The organism is Rhodococcus sp. WAY2 (assembly GCF_009859915.1).
Classification (GTDB): Bacteria; Actinomycetota; Actinomycetes; order Mycobacteriales; family Mycobacteriaceae; genus Rhodococcus_F; species Rhodococcus_F oxybenzonivorans.
On sequence record NZ_CP046573.1, the window covers coordinates 102593 to 119749 of the forward strand.

Below are 17157 nucleotides of genomic sequence, written 5' to 3' on the forward strand. Positions count from 1 at the left end.
ATCCGGACAACGCTTGACGGCTTTCACAAGGATGCGATCTCGATGCGAGCAAACCGGTCCTCGGCCTCACCTCTGCAGCTCCACGCGGCGTTCCGCGCCGCCGCCGCCCATCACCCCCGAATCGCGGTGCCCGTCGACTATGTCACCGAATGCGGTTTTCGTCTGGGACTCTGGCAGGACCGCCAGCGGGTTGCCCGTATGCTCGGTACCCTTCCGCCTCAGCGCATTGCGCAGCTCGAGGCGATCGGGTTCGTGTGGAGTGATGACGATCTTCCACTTCCTGCCGTGTCACCGGCCGACGGCAAGCGGCGACGGATGCTTGCCGAAATCGCCGTCTACCGCGAAGAGCACGGCGACGCACTCGTTCCGGCGAACTATGTCACTGCCGACGGTGAACAGGTAGGCCAGTGGCTCTACCGGGCGGTGAAGAAGTGGCGAGCCAACGCATTGCCAGACAACGAGAGGCGTCCACTTGCTGCCCTCGGGGTCTCCCCCGGCCCACGCCCACGGGGCCCACGAATCAGCAAGGCCTGCCGGATAGACATCCCACCTCCCTTGTCTCCGGACGCCACTGGGCGCTCACCCCTCTTTCCGGCGGACAGTGGGAGTTGACCCGCTTGGTGGGCAGACCGCTGTCCCGGCCGGCCACGCCCTGGTCGAGGTGAGGGACACAGCGTCCTGAAATATCCAGCAGCCCTGTAATGTTCCGGCGCCCAGCCGAGGTTCGTGAAGGACTGTTAGATCCAGTCGATGTGGACGGAGTCGATGTGGTCGAAGTGGAATCCGAATTGGTCGCTGTATCTGTCGAAGCCCTTGTTCTCCGGGTAGTCGAGGGTGGCGTGCCGCTCGAGCAAGGCGACGACCCGGGCATGATCATCATTGGCGAGGGCGGCGGCGAGTTCGCGCGATTCTTCGCTGGTGAAGGGGGTGTCGGAGTTCGCGAAATCCAGGGTACGGACCCGGTAGTCGTAGCCCTCGTCGGCGCCGTTGCGGACCATCACCCCACCCTTGATCCGGATGACCGCGGTCTTCGGTGTGCCATCGGGGCGCAACACTCCGGCACGTTTCATGATGTCCTCGGCCCGCACCTTTTTGAGTTTCTTGCTGGCATCGGCGCGTAACTCGTTGGTCTCCCCCGACCGGTACCGGGACACCGCGGAACGGGACCGGCCGATCTTCGCGGCCACCGCGTCGATACCACCGAGACGCTCGATCGCCGCCCGCCGTTGCGCCCGCTCGAGGACATCCGCGTGCGGGATGCGGCCCTGTTGCGCCCACCGGCGCAGGGTGCGGTCCGACGGTGGGGTGCGGCCGGCGTCGATCGCCGCCTGCCGCAGACCCTCGTTGCCGAGTTCGGTGCGCAGTTGTTTGACGGAGACTTTGCTGGTCAGCCCGGCCAGTCCCCCGGTTGTGACCTGCTTCGACTTCTCCACCCCGCTGGTCGCGGCATTCGCGACCGACACCTTCAGGCCGTCGAGCCCGACCGCCTGCTGCGCCGGCTTCTTCGTCCGCGGCTTCGGCAGATGCAAAGCCATCAGTCCACCCCCTCCCCGTCTTCGTCGTCGGCGGTGTCCTCGTGGTCGGTGAAGGCGGCCTTGATCGCCAGGTTCACCTCGTGCACATCCGCAGCCGACGCCACCGCGTCCAGGACGGTGTCGGTGAGGGCCACGTCCTTTTCCACCGTCATCTTCCCCAACGCCTCGCTCGGGTCGGCAATGTCTTGACCGTTGGGGAGGAGGTATACCCAGGAGTCGGTGACAGTGCGGACCGGCCAACGATGATGTTCGCGGGCGATGCGCATCGCGACCCGGCGGCCCCGCCACCGGCAATGCGCGATGATCGACGCCCGCCACAACGGCTGATGATGATGCTGCATCCGGGTCGCGGTCCACATGTCCGGATTCACCATCCGCCCGATGTACCCCTTGTAGCAGGAACCCACGAATCCCTTCATCGCCGCATCCCCAGTCTCGACGGCGGTCTTGCGGGCCTCGCGCAGGATCTTCGCCCACTTGTCCAGCACCCGCCCCTGCTGCGGATACACCCACGCCTCGGTGATGTCGAGGTCGTCGAGGTCGGCGCCAATCCCGCCATCCGCCACCGGTGCGCACAACCCGTCGATACTGACCGAGGTGACCCAGGTCTGCACCGGCTGATCGGCGAGCATGTGCGGATGCGGCAGAGGCAGCTTCTCGGGCAGCGACAACGTCTGCCCCGCCGGCAGGGTGATCCGCCACAACCCGAACGGGGTGCCCTTCGCCCCTGATGCTGCGGCGGCCGCGGCCGACCCACCGGTCACATGTGTGGGTTGTCCGTAGCCGAGTTCGAGCATCCCGGCCGAGGCCAGATAGGCGGCGCGTTGGTCGATCGACACCAACCGGTACGCATCCTCGAGATCACTCGCCTGCGGGACCCGGGTCCAGCCGACCGCGGGCTCGAGATCCCCGCGCGGGGCGCCATCGAGCGGCGGCACCGGACCCGCGGTTGTCACCACGATGCCCTTACCGCTGCGGGTGCGTTCGCGTTTGATCTTGTCGATGATCGCGGCGCCGGTGCGGGCCGGGGTGGGCCCGGGGAGCACCCCGAGATGCTGGGCGCACCACGCCAGCCGGCGGCCCAGTTCCCGCGCCGCCGGGAGGTCGTCGTCGGGGAGATAGGTTCCTGCCGTGGGTGAGCCGAGGACACCCATATCGCCGACCCGGTTGTGCCAGCCGAAGTCCTTGTTCCAGTACGTCCACACATACGGTTCGATCACCACATCGACCATCGACGTGAAGTTCCCGATCGTGCGGGACAGGTGCACCACATGCCCGGGTTCGCCGCGCAGCTCCCACCCCGCACCGAGTAGCGGGGGCAGGGTGGCATGCAGGGTGGCGGTCAACTCCGCGGCGGCGCGGGTCCGCAACGCTTCCATGTCGTCGACGTCGTCCTCACTGCCCGGATCGATCACCCACCCGAGGAGCTCACATGCCGCCAACCCGACGATCCAGATCTGGGCGGGTGCCCCCAACGGGGTCAACGAGGCCCACCGAATCAGCTTGTCCAGCTTCTCGAGTGAATCGACCGGCCCGGTCAACTCCTTTCCCGACGGGGTATACGTCCCGGCGGCGGTCACGATCAACGCATGCCCATCCGCGGCCTCCCCCGCCGGCAGCGCCTCCCACACCGGCGGATCGGCCGCGACGCCGTCGGCCACGTCGCCGTCGGCCTCGGCGTTGGCCTCGGCGTCGGCGCTGACCAGCTCGGGAGACTCCGTGCTCGTGGGAGTTTCGGCGACGTCAACCTGCTCGTCCGACTCAGCGTCCCCCTGCTGGTGTAATTCAGCGTCCCCCGGCTCGTGCGAGTCAGCGTCCCCCTGCCCGTGGAATTCAGGGTGGGTGGCAACGGTGGGTTCCGAGCCCGCCTCATCGGTGACACCCGCCTGATCGGTTGCGTTGGGGGAACCGTCTTTTTCGGCGGATTCGCGGGGCGTTGCCGGGGTGGTGTCGGGCAGGGTGAAGAGGGGGATCTGTTCCCACGGGGAGCTCATGACTCCTGCTCGGCGATCCGGCCGTCGAGATCAGCCGGCGGGACGCGGTAGCGGTCGAAGAATTCCTGCAGGGCCACGTCCACGACATTGGTCACCGTGGATTGGCGATCGTTCACGAGCCAGTTCAGCCGGGCCTCCGTCGAGGCCAGGACCCGGGTGTTGAGCGGAACCTTCGTCGGCCCCTTCCGCGGTTCCAGCTTCGCCGTCAATTCCGGACTCGGTGTTCCCGCACCACCGAAGTCTCCCGCACCGGAAGCGCGTTTCCCCGACCCCGCGGCGCCTCGTCCGGCCCCGGTCGGGCGGCGGCGGGAGCCGCCTTGAGAATTTCCTACCTTCGCCATCCCCACCCACTCGTGTTCGGTGTGCCACCCGTATACGTGCGCGGACATCACCCTACCCACTACGTGCCTTGTTACCGGTATTTTCGCTGGCATGTTTGCGCGCAGAGTTGCGCCCAGGATCTGACCGGGGTGCTACCACCGCGCCGGAGGCATCGACGGGCGCTGGTGGCGACGACGCCGGAGACACTGCCCGGGCACATCAGCGCAGGAAACCGTCGTGACTCGACCACCGCGGGAGCCGTCATTCCACGAGCGTGATCGGTACCCCGGGGGTGATGAACAGGTGGTGCCGGGCGCCGTCATGGGTGAGCGACATCGTCACTCCCAGGGTGTGTCCTTCGGCGAACCGTGCGAGCAGCTCCCGGGTGGCCTCGAATCGGGTCTGGCTGATGCCGTAGGTGACACCATTGAAGATGAGGCTGGGCACCGTACCCTCCTTGTACTTGGCAGTGGATGCCGAAAGTCTCACTTGACAACCCCTCGTCCATAGGGCGGACACACCGGCGCGGCCGACGGAGGTAGCTGCTGGGGCGGGGTTACCAGCGGTGGACGACGGTCGGGTTCGGCTCGTCGCTGCCCCGAATCGCGATCGGAGTCGCCGGCGTGATCAGCAGGCGAACCGTCGAGTTTTGGCTGACGAAACCGACGAATCCCCCGTTGCCGCTGTCTGCGAAGATGCCCCGGATGTCGTCCTCGAGGCCGTGCGCGGCGGCCGCATCGGCGAGTGGATAACGGACCCCGTCGTAGATCGCTTCGTAACTCATGATCCTTCTCCCGCCGGTCGCGTCTCGTGGTGCCCATAGCGTACGAGCGCCGGTCCGCCGGTCGGGGCCGAAGCCGACGCCGACGCGTTGTCCGCAACCGAGATTCGACCGTATCGCTGCACCCCGGGCGACCGCCGTCAGCCCACCCACGCGACTGTCGACGCGCGCCGGGAGCGACGGACCGGCGGCGCCCCCCTTTTAGCTTCTTTTAGCGTTGCCCGGGACCGGCACCACACGCAAGGCGGGCCGGTTACCGTCTGTCGGTATGGGGACCACCTTCCACGGGCCGAGCCCGTGGCCGCACATCACCCGCGCCATCCGCACCCGGGGCGCCCGATACGCCGCGATCGGCTACCTCGGCCAGGACGCACCCGAGCTGCTCCCGCTGCGCGCCGGGGACCTGCTGGTCGTCAACGCCTCCAAGGCCGCTATCCGGGCGCACGCCACCTCCCCCGCCGCCCTCACCTACTACCTCGAGCGGGGGGTGCGGGTGCTGTCGTCACCGACCCTGCACGCCAAGGTGATCGCCACCAATACCCGGGCGGTGATCGGGTCGGCAAACGCCTCCGAGAACTCCACCCTCGCCGACGACGCCGTGATCATCACCGACGACCCCGACATCGTCGCCGGTGTCCGCACGTTCATCGACAGCCTCGACGAGATCACCGAGGTCGATCAGGTGTTCCTCGACGACGCGATCCTCGAGTGGGAGATCGGCCGCGCCGTCCCCCTGCCCGGGGTCACCGGCCGCGTTCGCACCGACACAGATTTCCTGCCCACACCGGTACGCCGGATGTTCGTCAAACACGCCGTCGATTACGAACCCACCGACACCGAACAGCAGGTCCTCGACACCCAGCGGGGCCGGCACAACGCCGCCGGCGGCCCGGTGGTGAAGTACCAGCTCGACTCGCTCCGCCTCGACACACGCGGCACCATTCGGCGCGGTGACGTGATTGTCTTCGTCTCCACCGGCGACGAGTGGATCCACCCGCCGGCCGTGGTGATCTCCGACCCGATGCGGATCCCACGATCGGGCGGAGCGGTGTTGTTCTTCCTACGCACCCGCACCGACCTGCCACCGGCGCCTCTCAACGACGCCGAGAAAACGCTCACCGACCTCGGGCACCCCGGCTCACGGCTGCGGACCGATCACTACGTCCGCTCCCCCAGCCTCCGGACCGCGCTACTCGCACTATGGAACCTCTGAGCGGACACGCCCACGACATGAGTGGCGCGCCAACACCGAGCCGCCCGGCCCATCGAACGCGCCGAGTCTGCACGGAACTCGACGGCGTTCTCATCCGCGACCTCTCGCCCTCGACAATGTCCGGCGTGTAACTGCTGCTTTCTCCCTCAACGGCGAACACAGTCTCTGTCGATGCCGTCGACCGGTTCACCACTGCCCGCTCCCCGCGAGAAGTGGATGCCGGGGTGGTCGAACCCCGTGAGCCACAAGACGGGCACCGCGCCTTGCACAATATGTCGCCCCCGATTTGCGTTGCTAGCTAGCGTAGCGCGGTTAGCTATCCTGGCCTTGTCGTCACGGCCGCGGAGCGTCTGGGCACGCTTGATGACGATGTCAGTTCTGCGGCGGGCCATCCGGTTCCGGCGGGAAAGATAGTGGACCGGGCTGCTGGGGCACATACGTCACTGTGCTGAAACTTTCCCCTCCCTCGCCACAAGGGGCACGACGTTCAAGTCACCGACCGCTCAGCGACTGGACGATGCGCCGTGCGAGTACTTCCAGTGCACCGTCGGGCGACGCCGTGTGGGCCGCGGAGATGCACCGTGACCCACGCGTCCTCTCTTCGGTCAGTTCGTCTCGAAGGCGGCGTAGCCGTTGGCCTTGATCTCGTCCCACCGCGCGAAGTACTGGGGAACACCGCCCGAGTAGTTGAGCATCTGCGCCGGCTTGCCGGGGACGTTCGCGCCCCAGTACCACGAGCGGGCTTTCGTGAACATCGAGTTGACGAACAGTTCGTCGACGTGTGCACGCCACTGCTTTTCCGATTCTTCGGTGTTTTCGAACCGGGTGATGCCGTTGTCGCGCAGGTGCTGCAGGAACTTCACAACGATCTCACCTTGGTACTCGGCGGAGGTCGGGCCGTTGCAGAAGCCGGATGGACTCTGGGGGCCGTAGAGGAACATCATGTTCGGGAACCCGCGGGTGGACAGGCCCATGCAGGTGTCGACGCCGGACTTCCACTTGTCCTGGATACTCAATCCGTCGACGCCGGTGATGTCGATGGCCATGATGCCGCCGCTGTTGTTGTCGAAGCCCGTGGCCAGTACGAGCAGGTCGCATTCGATGACGCCGTCGTCGGTCTCGATCCCGTGGGGCAGCACCCGGCGGATCGGGGTCAGGTTGGAGTCGATTACCTCGACGTTGCTCTGGTTGATGACGTCGAAGTAGTCCTGCTCGAGGGAGGGGCGCTTGACGCCGTAGGGGTGCGGCGGTGTCTCGGGCGCCACGATCGCGGCCTTCTTCGGATCGGTGACCCGCTCGAGGACCTTGTTGCGCCAGAAGTCGTAGAACGTGCGGTTGGCGTCCTCGTCGACGAGGATGTCCTGGAAGTTTCCGAGCCACATCTCGAAACCACCCTCCGCCCACATCTTCTCGTAGATCGCGTCGCGTTCCTCCATGCTCAGGTCGGCGGCGTTCTGCGGCAGAAAGTCGAAGTCGAATCCAGCAAAGGCCTTGTAACGTGCCTCGAACCGCTCGGGCAGTCCCTTCCGGAACTGTTCGTTGTCGTCGTGCGTGAGTGCGCGTTGTTGCATAGGAATCGCCAGGTTCGGGGTGCGTTGGAACACCGTGACGTGTTCGGCGACGTGACCGGCTTCCTGGACGACCTGCACGCCGCTGGACCCGGTGCCCATGACGACGACCTTGCGGCCCGTCATGTCGACGCCCTCCTGCGGCCAGCGAGCGGTGTGGTAGCAGTCGCCGGCGAACGAGTCGAGCCCCTCGAGGTTCGGATACAGCGGCTTGGCACCGAATCCGGTCGCGACGATCACCTGCCGCGCATTCTGCACCTTGCCGTCCGCGGACCGCGCGGTCCACTGCCGGGTCTCCTCGTCCCATGTGCAGGACTCGGCGAAGGTGTCGAACACGACGTCGCGGGTGAGATCCAGTTGTGAGTCGACATATTCGAAGTAATTTCGGACTCCGTCGTGCCCTGGATACAGTTCAGCGAAGTCGTACTTCTTCCATAATTCTTTGTGCGAGAACTGGTAGATCTGCCCGGTGCTGTCGGTGCGTGCGCCGGGATAGCAGTTCCACCACCAGATTCCGCCGAGTCCGCCGGCGGCGTCCCAGACCTTGGCGGTGAAGCCGAGGTCGCGAAGCCGGTCCAGCGCGTACAGGCCGGAGAAGCCTCCGCCGATGATCAGGACGTCGAGCACGTCGCTGTTCGAGTGTTTGCCGGTGCGGGTGGCCGTGTCGGCCTGGGATGCCGTCATGTCGTTCCTCCTCGAGATTTTCCCGGGACGTGCATTCCCGCCCGGACGCCTATGACGTTAGAACCGATTGCGTGATGTGAAGTGTCCGAAATCGAATCACGGACACATGTCATACTTTGTTCACATACGCAGGGCCAGACCACTATCGGGTTCAGAATCCGAGATCGCGGCCGATCAGTTCCTTCATGATCTCGTTCGATCCTGCCCAGATTCTCGAGACCCGCGCATCCCGCCACGCCCGCGCCACCCGGTATTCGTTCATGTAGCCGTAGCCACCGTGCAGCTGCACGCAGTGGTCGATCACCCGGTTTTGCACGTCGGCGGTCCACCACTTCGCCTTCGCCGCATCGACGGAGGTGAGCTCACCGGCCACGTGCGCCTCGACGCACCGATCGACATATGCCTGCGTGACCTCGATCTGTGTCACCAGGTCGGCGATCAGGAACTTGTTGTGCTGGAAGGTTCCGATCACCTGACCGAATGCCTTTCTCTCACGGCAGTAGTCGACGGTCTCGTCGAGAATCTGCGCAGCGTGCGCGAGGTTGGCGATGGCACATCCCAGTCGTTCCTGGGGTAGGAACGACATCATGTGGATGAACCCGCGATCGAGCTCGCCGATCACGTCGGCGTCGGTGACCCGCACGTTGTCGAGGAACAATTCTGCGGTGTCCGCTTCGTCCTGGCCGACCTTGTCGAGTTTGCGGCCGCGCTCGAATCCGGGCAGGGAGGTCTCGACACCGAAGAGAGTGATGCCCTTGGCCTTCTTCTCCGGCGAGGTCCGTGCCGCGATCACCACCAGATCTGCCGAATACCCGTTGGTGATGAACGTTTTAGCGCCGGAGAGCACCCAGCTGCCGCCGTCGCGTACCGCGGTGGTCTTGAGCGCGGCCAAATCCGAACCTCCGCCGGGCTCGGTCATCCCGATCGCGGTGAGCATCTCGCCCGAGCACACCCCTGGCAGCCACCGGGCCTTCTGCTCGTCGGTGGTCAGATGCACCAGATACGGTGCTACGACGTCACAGTGGATACTGACGCTCGACGCCAGAGCTGCGTTGACCTTCGCCAATTCCTCGATGAGCACCGCGTTGAAGCGGTAGTCGCCCGCGTCACCACCTGTGTACTCGGCCGGGACTTCGAGCCCGAGCAGATCGTGTTTGCCGGCTTCGAGCCAGAATTCCCGGGGCAGCGCCTTGTCGGCCCGAACGTCCTCGGCGCGCGGTTCGAAATACCGCGCCAGGAATTGGCGGACAGAGTCCCGGTAGGCCGCGTGGTCGTCGCCGTAGACTGTGCGTTTCATCGTTGATCATCCCTTCGGGTCGGTCCGACGTCACCGCCTACTGCGGTGGCGCGCGAGGAGTCGGGTAACCCGAGGGTCACCCGTCCTGCGCCCATCGTCTCCGCTCCGAGTCAGGTGGGGATGTCCCGTTATGCGACAGGGGCTTTCGGGAGGTCAGGATCCGTAGCGTCTGTTGTCCATGCCGAGCGCACGGATTGTGCGGTACAGCGGCGATCGGGCGACCTCGAGCCGATCCGCGGCGAGGGACTTGTTGCCGTCGGCTTCGTCGAGGGCACGCACGATCGTGTCCCGCTCGCTGCGTTCGAGGGAAGTGAGTTGTCGACCCGACCCGAGTGCGCGGTAGTCGTCGGGGACGTGCTCGAGTCTGATGTCGAACCCCATCGACCTCGAGATGGCCGTCGACAGCACCGCCGACGCCACGACTGCTCGATCTCCGGCCGCAACCCCAATGGAGCACCCTCGTGCGCGTCGATGTCACGATCATCCACCCGCGCGCGGATCCAGTCGGTCACCACACATCACCACCTCGGAACACCTCGCAGCCAGTACACCCATTATGTAACCGAGGTCACATCGGCTGTGAGTGTCCCAGAACGCTACACCTCGACGCCCGCGCACCACATGTGCCGCATCCGCGTCTTGTCGAGCTTGCCCACCGACGTCTTGGGGACCTCGGCCACCCGCACGAACGTGTCCGGAAGCCAGAATTTCGGCAGGGTCGCCGCCAGATGTGCCCGCAGTCCGTCGTCGGAGACGTCGTCGGTCAGCCGGACCCACGCGACGGGGCGTTCCTGCCACGTCTCGTGCGGCACCGCGATGACAGCGGCCTCGAGCACGGCCGGGTGCAGCAGCAGCGTGTTCTCCAACTCGACGGAGGAGATCCACTCCCCGCCGCTCTTGATGAGGTCCTTGACCCGATCGCGGATCTCGACCTGACCGTCGGGGTGGATCACCGCGACGTCGCCGGTCCGCAACCAACCGTCGTCGAACGCGTCGCCGGTACGGTCGTCGTCGAGGTACGTGCCGGTCACCCACGGTGAGCGAGCTTCGAGCTCACCGGTGGTGAACCCGTTCCACGGTAGACTTCGCCCCTCCTCGTCGACGATGCGCACCTGGAACAGCGGCAGGGGCTGCCCCTGGCTCGCCGGGACGTGACTGAAGGTCCCCATCGGCGAGGTCTCGGTCATACCCCACCCGTTGACGGTCGAGACTCCGTGCGCGGCCCACCAGTTCACCAGCCCCGACGGCGGTACCTGACCGCCCAGCCACAGGGTGTGCACGCTCCCGAGGTCGTAGCGGGCGGGCTCGGCGTCGAACCGCTCGCGCATGAGCGCGGCAACGGCCGGTGCACCGACGACCACGTCCGGGGTCTGCTCCGTCGTGATCCGCAGCAGCTCGGCCGGCGAGGGGTGCGGCCCGGGAAGGACGAGGCGGGCGCCCTGCAGGACCCCCGCGTGTGGAACACCCCAGCTGTGGACGTGGGACATCTGCGTGGCCAGCAGATACGAGCGTGACCCCTCGATCGCGACACCACCGGACGCACTGATCGCCATGGCATGCAGCACGGTGCTGCGGTGGCTGTACACCACTCCCTTGGGCAACCCGGTGGTACCGGAAGTGAAGCAGATCGACGACGCGGTGGTCTCGTCGAACTCCGGAAACTCCTCGATCGGTACGGCATCGTGCAGGAGGCGATCGAACGACCACCACGTCACTGTCGCAGACAGTGCGCGATCGAGGCGGTCGAGCGTGCCGAAGACGACCACGTGCCGGATGCGCGGCAGGCGCGGGAGGACTTCGGTGAGCACGGGCAGAAGGTCGGCGTCGATCAGGACCACCTCGTCCTCGGCTTTGTCCATCGTATAGGCGATGTGGTCGGGCGACACCCGGTGGTTGACGGTGTGCAGGATCGCCCCGGACGCCGGGACGGCATAGTAGGCAACGAGGTGTCCGAAGGTGTTCCACGCCAGCGTCGCAACCCTCGTCCCGAACCCGATTCCCAGGTCGTCGAACGCACCGGCGAACCGGCGGGTGGCCGCGCCGAGATCGCGGTAGGTGAACTCCCGGTCGCCGCGGCCGGCGTCGCATGAAACCCCGACCCGGTCGGCGAAGACGTTCTCGGCGTGCCACAGCAGCGAGCTGATCAGCAGTGGACGATCCATCATCGTGGTGAGCATGGCGGTATTCCTCCGGATCCGGTGGGTGAGCGTGCGACCAGCGTCCATGCCGAACCGCCCTGCAGACCGTCCGAATTCGCGACAGCACCCGGATCCACACGCCGCTCTGCAACGCACTGTTGCGTTGTGGGACACCCACACCACAGCGCACGTCGCAAGACTGGGCTCACACCACCCGTACGGGTCAATCGACCTTCGGCGGATGGCACGGCACGTGGCACGAGCAGAACCCAGGAAAGAGGTACCGACATGTCCGATCGTCAGCTCACCGAGATCGCGGCGGGCTTCACCTACACCGAGGGACCCCGCTGGCATGAGGGCCGGCTGTGGTTCGTGGACTTCTACACCCACTCGGTCAACGTCGTGAACGCCGACGGATCCATCGAACGGGTCTGCACCGTCGACCACCAGCCCTCCGGTCTCGGCTGGCTCCCCGACGGACGCATGCTCGTCGTCTCGATGAAGGACCGCAAAATCCTCCGCAGAGAACCCGACGGCTCGCTCGTCGAACACGCCGACATATCCGCCCACTGCCGCGGCTACGCCAACGACATGGTGGTCGCCGCGAACGGACAGGCATACGTCGGCGAATTCGGGTTCGACCTCATGGGCGGCGCCGACCACGAGCACGGCGTCGTCGTCCTCGTCGACACCGACGGCACCTCCCGCGTGGCCGCCGACGGGCTGTCCTTCCCGAACGGCATGTGCATCTCCCCGGACGGAAAGACGCTCTACGTCAACGAATTATTCGGCAACCGCATCTCCAGGTTCGACATCGCAAGTGTCGGAACACTCGGCCACCGAGAAGATTTCGCCTCCTTCGGAGACCTCGGCGACGAACCGAACGTCGAGAAGCGGCTCGCGGCATGCACGATCGCCCCCGACGGCCAGGCCCTCGACGCCGAGGGCGCTATCTGGATCGCCGACTGCGTCAACCAACGCGCCGTCCGATTGGGTGAGGGCGGAGTCGTCCTCGACGAGGTGAGCACCGCACCGCTCGGCGTGTTCGCGGTCGCCCTCGGCGGAGACGACGGACGAACCCTGTTCCTCTCCGTCGCACCGGATTTCGACGAGGCCAAGCGCAGTGCCGCACGGGAGGCCAAGGTCCTCTCGACGACCGTCGACGTTCCGCACGCAGGAAGGCCGTGACGATGCTGAATACACGTTTCACCGAGGCCTTCGGTGTCGAACACCCCGTTGTGTGCGGGGGTATGACCGGCGTGGGCACCGCGGAGCTGATCTCCGCCGTCGCCGAGGCCGGCGGACTCGGGTTCCTCACCGCATTGACCCAACCCACACCCGAAGCACTCGCGGCCGAAATCGTCCGGTGCCGGGAGATGACCGACAAGTCGTTCGGCGTGAACCTCACGCTTCTCCCGACGGTCAATCCCGTCCCCTACGACGAGTACCGCGCTGCAATTATCGACGGCGGCATAACTATCGTCGAGACCGCCGGCAGCAATCCCCAGGAGCACGTCGCCGCGTTCAAGGCCGCAGGGATCAAGGTCATCCACAAGGCGGTGGCAGTTCGGCACGCCGTGAAGGCCCAATCAATGGGCGTCGACGCGGTGAGCATCGACGGGTTCGAGTGCGCCGGCCACCCTGGCAACGAGGACATCCCGGGGCTCATCCTCGTCCCCGCCGCGGCCCGCGTCCTCGACATCCCGATCATCGCCAGCGGCGGGTTCGCCACCGGGGACGGGCTCGTAGCAGCACTCGCCCTCGGGGCTTGCGCGATCAATATGGGCACCCGGTTCGTCGCGAGCGACGAAGCCCCGGTGCATCCGAACGTCAAGGCCCAGATCGTCGCGAACGACGAACGCCAGACCATCCTCGTGTTCCGGGAGTTCCGCAACACCGCTCGTGTGGCCCGGAATTCGATTTCCGAGGAGATCGCAGCCCTTTCGGCCCGGCCGGGCGCAGAATTCGCCGATGTCGCGGACCTCGCATCCGGGGTACGCGGACGCACCGAGGTGTTGCAGAACGGCGACATGGACGGCGGAATGTGGTGGGCTGGCCAGTCCCAGGGCCTCATCGAGGCCGTCCTGCCCTGTAAGACGATCATCTCGGACATCGTGAGCGACGCCGAAGCCGCCATCCGCAGGATCGCCGCCGACCTCACCTGACATGTAGGCAAGGAACAATCATGGAATACACGACCATCCGCCACGAGATCGAGGACGGCATCCTCACTGTCGTGCTCGACCGTTCCGACCACCTCAACGCATTCACCGTCGAGATGGCCGACGAAATCGAGCACACCTTCGTGTCGGTGAACGATAACGACGAGGTCCGAGCGGTGATTGTCACCGGGGAGGGACGCGCGTTCTGCGCCGGCATGGACCTGTCGAGCGAAGGAAACGTGTTCGGTCTCGACGAGTCGAAAAGGCCGTCCCTCGCCGACATGCACGATCTCCACGACCCAGGGCTGCGCCGGATCCGCGACACCGGTGGCCGTGTCACCCTCGCGATCCACGGCTGCCGCAAACCGGTGATCGCCGCGATCAACGGTGCGGCTGTCGGAATCGGCGCGACTATGACGTTGGCGATGGACGCGCGTCTATTGTCGAGCAGGGCGCGATTCGGGCTGGTGTTCGGCACGCTCGGAATCGTGCCCGAAGCCTGCTCGACCTGGTTTCTGCCCCGGCTCGTCGGCCTGCCCGCAGCACTAGATCTGGTATACCGCGCAGAGATTCTCGATGCCGCCGCCGCGCACGAGGCCGGGCTGGCGCAGGCCATTCATGAACCCGATGCGCTGCTCGGTGAAGCACGGGCACTGGCGGACGCGTGGACACTCGACCGGTCCGCGGTATCGGTCGCACTCATGCGCCAGATGCTTCTGCGGAATTCGGCGGCACCGCATCCTGTCGAGGCCCATCGCGTCGATTCCCTGGCCATGTTCCACACGAGCATCGGCGACGGCGACGAGGGCGTGCGAGCCTTTCTCGACAAGCGCCCACCCCAGTTCCGCGGGAGGGCATCCGAGATGCCGCCGTTCTACGAGGCGTGGGTCGATGCCCCTTCCTCATGAACGTCCGACCGAGCGCAAACAGACACAGAAGGGCTACTGGCAGATGACCACGGAACGAATCGTCGTCGTGGACGGTGCGCGTACGCCTTCACAAACAGGTTATTCGGTTTCGTTTATCGGAAACGAGGCATAACCGATACCCGTCACCATGGAAAAGCTTCCTGGCGTGGTCCGGATCCGTCTCGACGGCTCCCACGTTCCGGGAAGGAAGGAACCGCAGTGCTGCTCGTAGGACCCTCATCGCCGCCCACCGAGGAGATCACCCCCGGCGACCGGGACTGGCGGGAGGACGCCGCGTGCCGCGGTGTCGAATCGTCGGTGTTCTTCTCCCCCGACAGCGAGCGCGGGACCGCCAGAGCCCGCCGCGAATCCAGCGCCAAACAGATCTGCGAGGGGTGCCCGGTTCTCGTGCAGTGCCGCGATCACGCGTTGAGCACCGGCGAGCCTTACGGCGTCTGGGGCGGCATGACCGAAACCGACCGACGACACGCCCGCCGGCTGCGTCGCGGCGAGCACCGGCCCCTCCCGCCGCGGCACCTCGACCGACCGACCTCCGCCGGCACCCGGGGACGCGGCCTCCTGGTAACCAGCGGCCTCCCGATAACTACGCGGGACGAGCGCGAAGCCCCCTGCGGAGTGCCCGACGATGATGCGATGCGGCTAAAGTGTCACGAGCAACTCGGCGACCTGACCGGCCGGCTGGCGTCGATGTGCCACCCGGCCGGGGAGGCCATCGCCGCCCTCATCCGGACCGACCTACCGCTGACCGAGCGGGTGTTCGACCTCACCGAGCAGATCGAGCAGTCACACGGTCCGTGCGAGGAGCAGGCCCTGGCGCTGCTGGCGTTGCAGGCCCCGGTCGCCCGGGACCTGCGCCAGGTCGTCACCGGAGTGAACCGTCTGTAAGTGTTTGTAGTGGCTGGCCCGGGGCTGGCTGGCAGGATCGGTGTCGTCGTCGCGACTGGGTGTGACCCCTGAACCGCATGGCCCTTTCGGGGTGCACTTTCCAGGATCTGTCCACTCGGTCGAGACGGCGACGCCGACCCGGTCTCGCTTCGGTGGCTTGATCAGAAGCCTGACCTACCCGTGTGCGCGGGTCGTGGCCCGTTACAGGCCTGCCTCGAAGTGTTCTTCCCGGGCAGACGCCGACACGACGTCACCCTCTGGGAAGGAGATCCGTCGCAATGCCTATCGTTGCGGATCAGTACGAGGGGGGTTCCCCCCTGAATGAGGACATCGTGAACACTGGGTCGTGAGGGCCCAGAGGAAGAGATGTCACCAATGGTCATGAAGGCGTACTCGGCGGAGTTCAAGGCCGATGCCGTCGCACTGTATCTGTCCGATCCGAGCCACACCTTCGACGGCATCGGCAACGACCTGGGAGTCAGCCGCGAGACTCTGCGCAACTGGGTCCGCGCGGAACGCAAACGCACCGGTATCTCCACGGCTGAGCTGCGGGCCAATGGGGCGGCGCGGCCGGCATCGCGGGCAGGCGAGGTATCGTCCGAGTCCGTGTTGGAGGAAGAAAACAAGCAGCTTAAGGCCCAGATCCGGAAGCTCGAAACCGAACGGGAGATCCTGCGCAGGGCCGCGAAATATTTCGCGGGCGAGACCAACTGGTGAGCCGCTTCCAGTTCGTCGACGACCACCGCGACACCGCTCCGGTGAAGTGGCTGTGCCAGATCCTCGAGGTGTCCCGGTCCGGCTTCTACCGGTGGCTTGCCGCCGCACCGGCCCGTGCTGAACGCGCCCACGCCGACGAGGAGCTCGCGACGCGCATCCGCGCCATCCACGACGACTTCGATGGCACCTACGGGGCCCCACGCATCACGGCCGAGCTGCGCGATGTCGGGATCGAGGTCAATCACAAGCGGGTGGAACGGGTGATGCGCGAGAACGGAATCGTCGGGGTGCACCTGCGCAAGACGGTCCGCACCACGGTCCCCGAACCCTCCGCGACTCCGGTGCCGGACCTGATCCGGCGCGATTTCACCGCGAGCGCACCGAACACCAAGTACGTCGGGGACATCACCTACCTTCCGGTCGGTGACGGGCAATTCCTGTACCTGGCAACAGTATTGGATCTGAACTCGAAACGGCTGGCGGGTTGGTCGATCGCCCCACACATGCGCACCGAGCTGGTCACTGACGCGCTGCGGGCGGCGGCCGCCGCCCGTGGTGCCACCGGTCTCGACGGGGCAATATTTCACAGCGACAACGGCGCCCAATACGTCTCGCAGAACTTCGCGGATGTTTGCCGCGAGCTGGGAGTGACCCGGTCGCGAGGCGCGGTCGGAACGTCAGCGGACAACGCCGCCGCCGAATCGTTCAACGCGACGTTGAAACGGGAGACGCTCCAGGGCCGGAAGCGCTGGAACAGCGCGGGTGAGGCCCGCGCCGCCGTCTTCCGTTGGATCACCCGCTACAACACCAGAAGGAGGCACTCCACTCTCGGCCAGATCTGTCCGATCGACTTCGAGCAGCGATCGGCTACGCTGGCCACCGCCGCATAAGAATTGGTGTCCACATCTCGGGGGGAAGCCCCGTGGGAGTGGT

The 17157-nt window shown here is 66.1% G+C and carries 15 protein-coding genes and 1 pseudogene; 7 read left to right on the top strand and 9 right to left on the bottom strand.

Annotated features, from left to right (window positions below; translation table 11 throughout):
* Nucleotides 1–42 precede the first annotated feature (42 nt).
* Entirely contained in the window at nucleotides 43–612 is a 570-nt protein-coding gene (locus GFS60_RS30465; protein ID WP_236603560.1) for a helicase associated domain-containing protein, read from the top strand.
* Between the two features lie 125 nt (nucleotides 613–737).
* Here the strand turns inward: GFS60_RS30465 and GFS60_RS30470 are convergent, their stop codons facing one another.
* The 5 genes from GFS60_RS30470 to GFS60_RS30490 all read right to left on the bottom strand — a co-directional run bounded on the left by GFS60_RS30470 (nucleotide 738) and on the right by GFS60_RS30490 (nucleotide 4634).
* Nucleotides 738–1535, bottom strand: coding sequence for a hypothetical protein (locus tag GFS60_RS30470; RefSeq protein WP_159927826.1), 798 nt, complete (start codon nucleotides 1533–1535; stop codon nucleotides 738–740).
* On the bottom strand, nucleotides 1535–3529 hold the full coding sequence (locus GFS60_RS30475) for a hypothetical protein (RefSeq protein WP_159927828.1): 1995 nt from the start codon (nucleotides 3527–3529) through the stop codon (nucleotides 1535–1537). Before GFS60_RS30475 ends, GFS60_RS30470 begins: the two co-directional genes overlap by 1 nt.
* Nucleotides 3526–3918 (bottom strand): hypothetical protein, encoded by a 393-nt coding sequence (locus tag GFS60_RS30480; protein WP_159927830.1) that lies wholly within the window; start codon nucleotides 3916–3918, stop codon nucleotides 3526–3528. Before GFS60_RS30480 ends, GFS60_RS30475 begins: the two co-directional genes overlap by 4 nt.
* A gap of 193 nt (nucleotides 3919–4111) precedes the next feature.
* Nucleotides 4112–4297: a hypothetical protein gene (locus GFS60_RS30485; protein ID WP_159927832.1), complete on the bottom strand. Its 186-nt coding sequence runs from the start codon at nucleotides 4295–4297 to the stop codon at nucleotides 4112–4114.
* 109 nt (nucleotides 4298–4406) lie between these two features.
* Nucleotides 4407–4634: a hypothetical protein gene (locus GFS60_RS30490; RefSeq protein ID WP_159927834.1), complete on the bottom strand. Its 228-nt coding sequence runs from the start codon at nucleotides 4632–4634 to the stop codon at nucleotides 4407–4409.
* A gap of 265 nt (nucleotides 4635–4899) precedes the next feature.
* Here GFS60_RS30490 and GFS60_RS30495 point away from each other — a divergent pair, with 265 nt between their 5' ends.
* On the top strand, nucleotides 4900–5844 hold the full coding sequence (locus tag GFS60_RS30495) for a phospholipase D family protein (RefSeq protein ID WP_159927836.1): 945 nt from the start codon (nucleotides 4900–4902) through the stop codon (nucleotides 5842–5844).
* Nucleotides 5845–6449: 605 nt separating this feature from the next.
* Here the strand turns inward: GFS60_RS30495 and GFS60_RS30500 are convergent.
* The 4 genes from GFS60_RS30500 to GFS60_RS30515 form a co-directional block, all read right to left on the bottom strand.
* Nucleotides 6450–8096 (bottom strand): flavin-containing monooxygenase, encoded by a 1647-nt coding sequence (locus GFS60_RS30500; protein WP_159927838.1) that lies wholly within the window; start codon nucleotides 8094–8096, stop codon nucleotides 6450–6452.
* A gap of 151 nt (nucleotides 8097–8247) precedes the next feature.
* Nucleotides 8248–9393 (bottom strand): acyl-CoA dehydrogenase family protein, encoded by a 1146-nt coding sequence (locus GFS60_RS30505; RefSeq protein ID WP_159927840.1) that lies wholly within the window; start codon nucleotides 9391–9393, stop codon nucleotides 8248–8250.
* Between the two features lie 153 nt (nucleotides 9394–9546).
* Nucleotides 9547–9813 (bottom strand): helix-turn-helix domain-containing protein, encoded by a 267-nt coding sequence (locus tag GFS60_RS30510; protein WP_159927842.1) that lies wholly within the window; start codon nucleotides 9811–9813, stop codon nucleotides 9547–9549.
* A 176-nt stretch (nucleotides 9814–9989) separates the two neighbouring features.
* Nucleotides 9990–11570 (bottom strand): long-chain fatty acid--CoA ligase, encoded by a 1581-nt coding sequence (locus GFS60_RS30515; RefSeq protein ID WP_159927844.1) that lies wholly within the window; start codon nucleotides 11568–11570, stop codon nucleotides 9990–9992.
* A 249-nt stretch (nucleotides 11571–11819) separates the two neighbouring features.
* Between GFS60_RS30515 and GFS60_RS30520 the strand changes: the two genes are divergently transcribed.
* The 5 genes and pseudogenes from GFS60_RS30520 (at nucleotide 11820) to GFS60_RS30545 (ending at nucleotide 17114) form a co-directional block, all read left to right on the top strand.
* Nucleotides 11820–12719, top strand: coding sequence for an SMP-30/gluconolactonase/LRE family protein (locus GFS60_RS30520; protein ID WP_159927846.1), 900 nt, complete (start codon nucleotides 11820–11822; stop codon nucleotides 12717–12719).
* A gap of 2 nt (nucleotides 12720–12721) precedes the next feature.
* On the top strand, nucleotides 12722–13696 hold the full coding sequence (locus tag GFS60_RS30525) for an NAD(P)H-dependent flavin oxidoreductase (RefSeq protein ID WP_201453676.1): 975 nt from the start codon (nucleotides 12722–12724) through the stop codon (nucleotides 13694–13696).
* A gap of 20 nt (nucleotides 13697–13716) precedes the next feature.
* The gene (locus GFS60_RS30530; RefSeq protein WP_159927850.1) at nucleotides 13717–14601 is read left to right on the top strand and encodes a crotonase/enoyl-CoA hydratase family protein; all 885 of its coding nucleotides are present in this window, start codon (nucleotides 13717–13719) and stop codon (nucleotides 14599–14601) included.
* A gap of 219 nt (nucleotides 14602–14820) precedes the next feature.
* A pseudogene (locus GFS60_RS30535) lies at nucleotides 14821–15120 on the top strand (WhiB family transcriptional regulator); the annotation flags it as partial.
* Between the two features lie 762 nt (nucleotides 15121–15882).
* Nucleotides 15883–17114, top strand: a protein-coding gene (locus GFS60_RS30545) for an IS3 family transposase (RefSeq protein WP_159927925.1) whose coding sequence is annotated in 2 segments (ribosomal slippage) — nucleotides 15883–16204 and nucleotides 16204–17114 — 1233 coding nt in all. Because the reading frame shifts where the segments join, the coding sequence is not laid out codon by codon here.
* Nucleotides 17115–17157 lie beyond the last annotated feature (43 nt).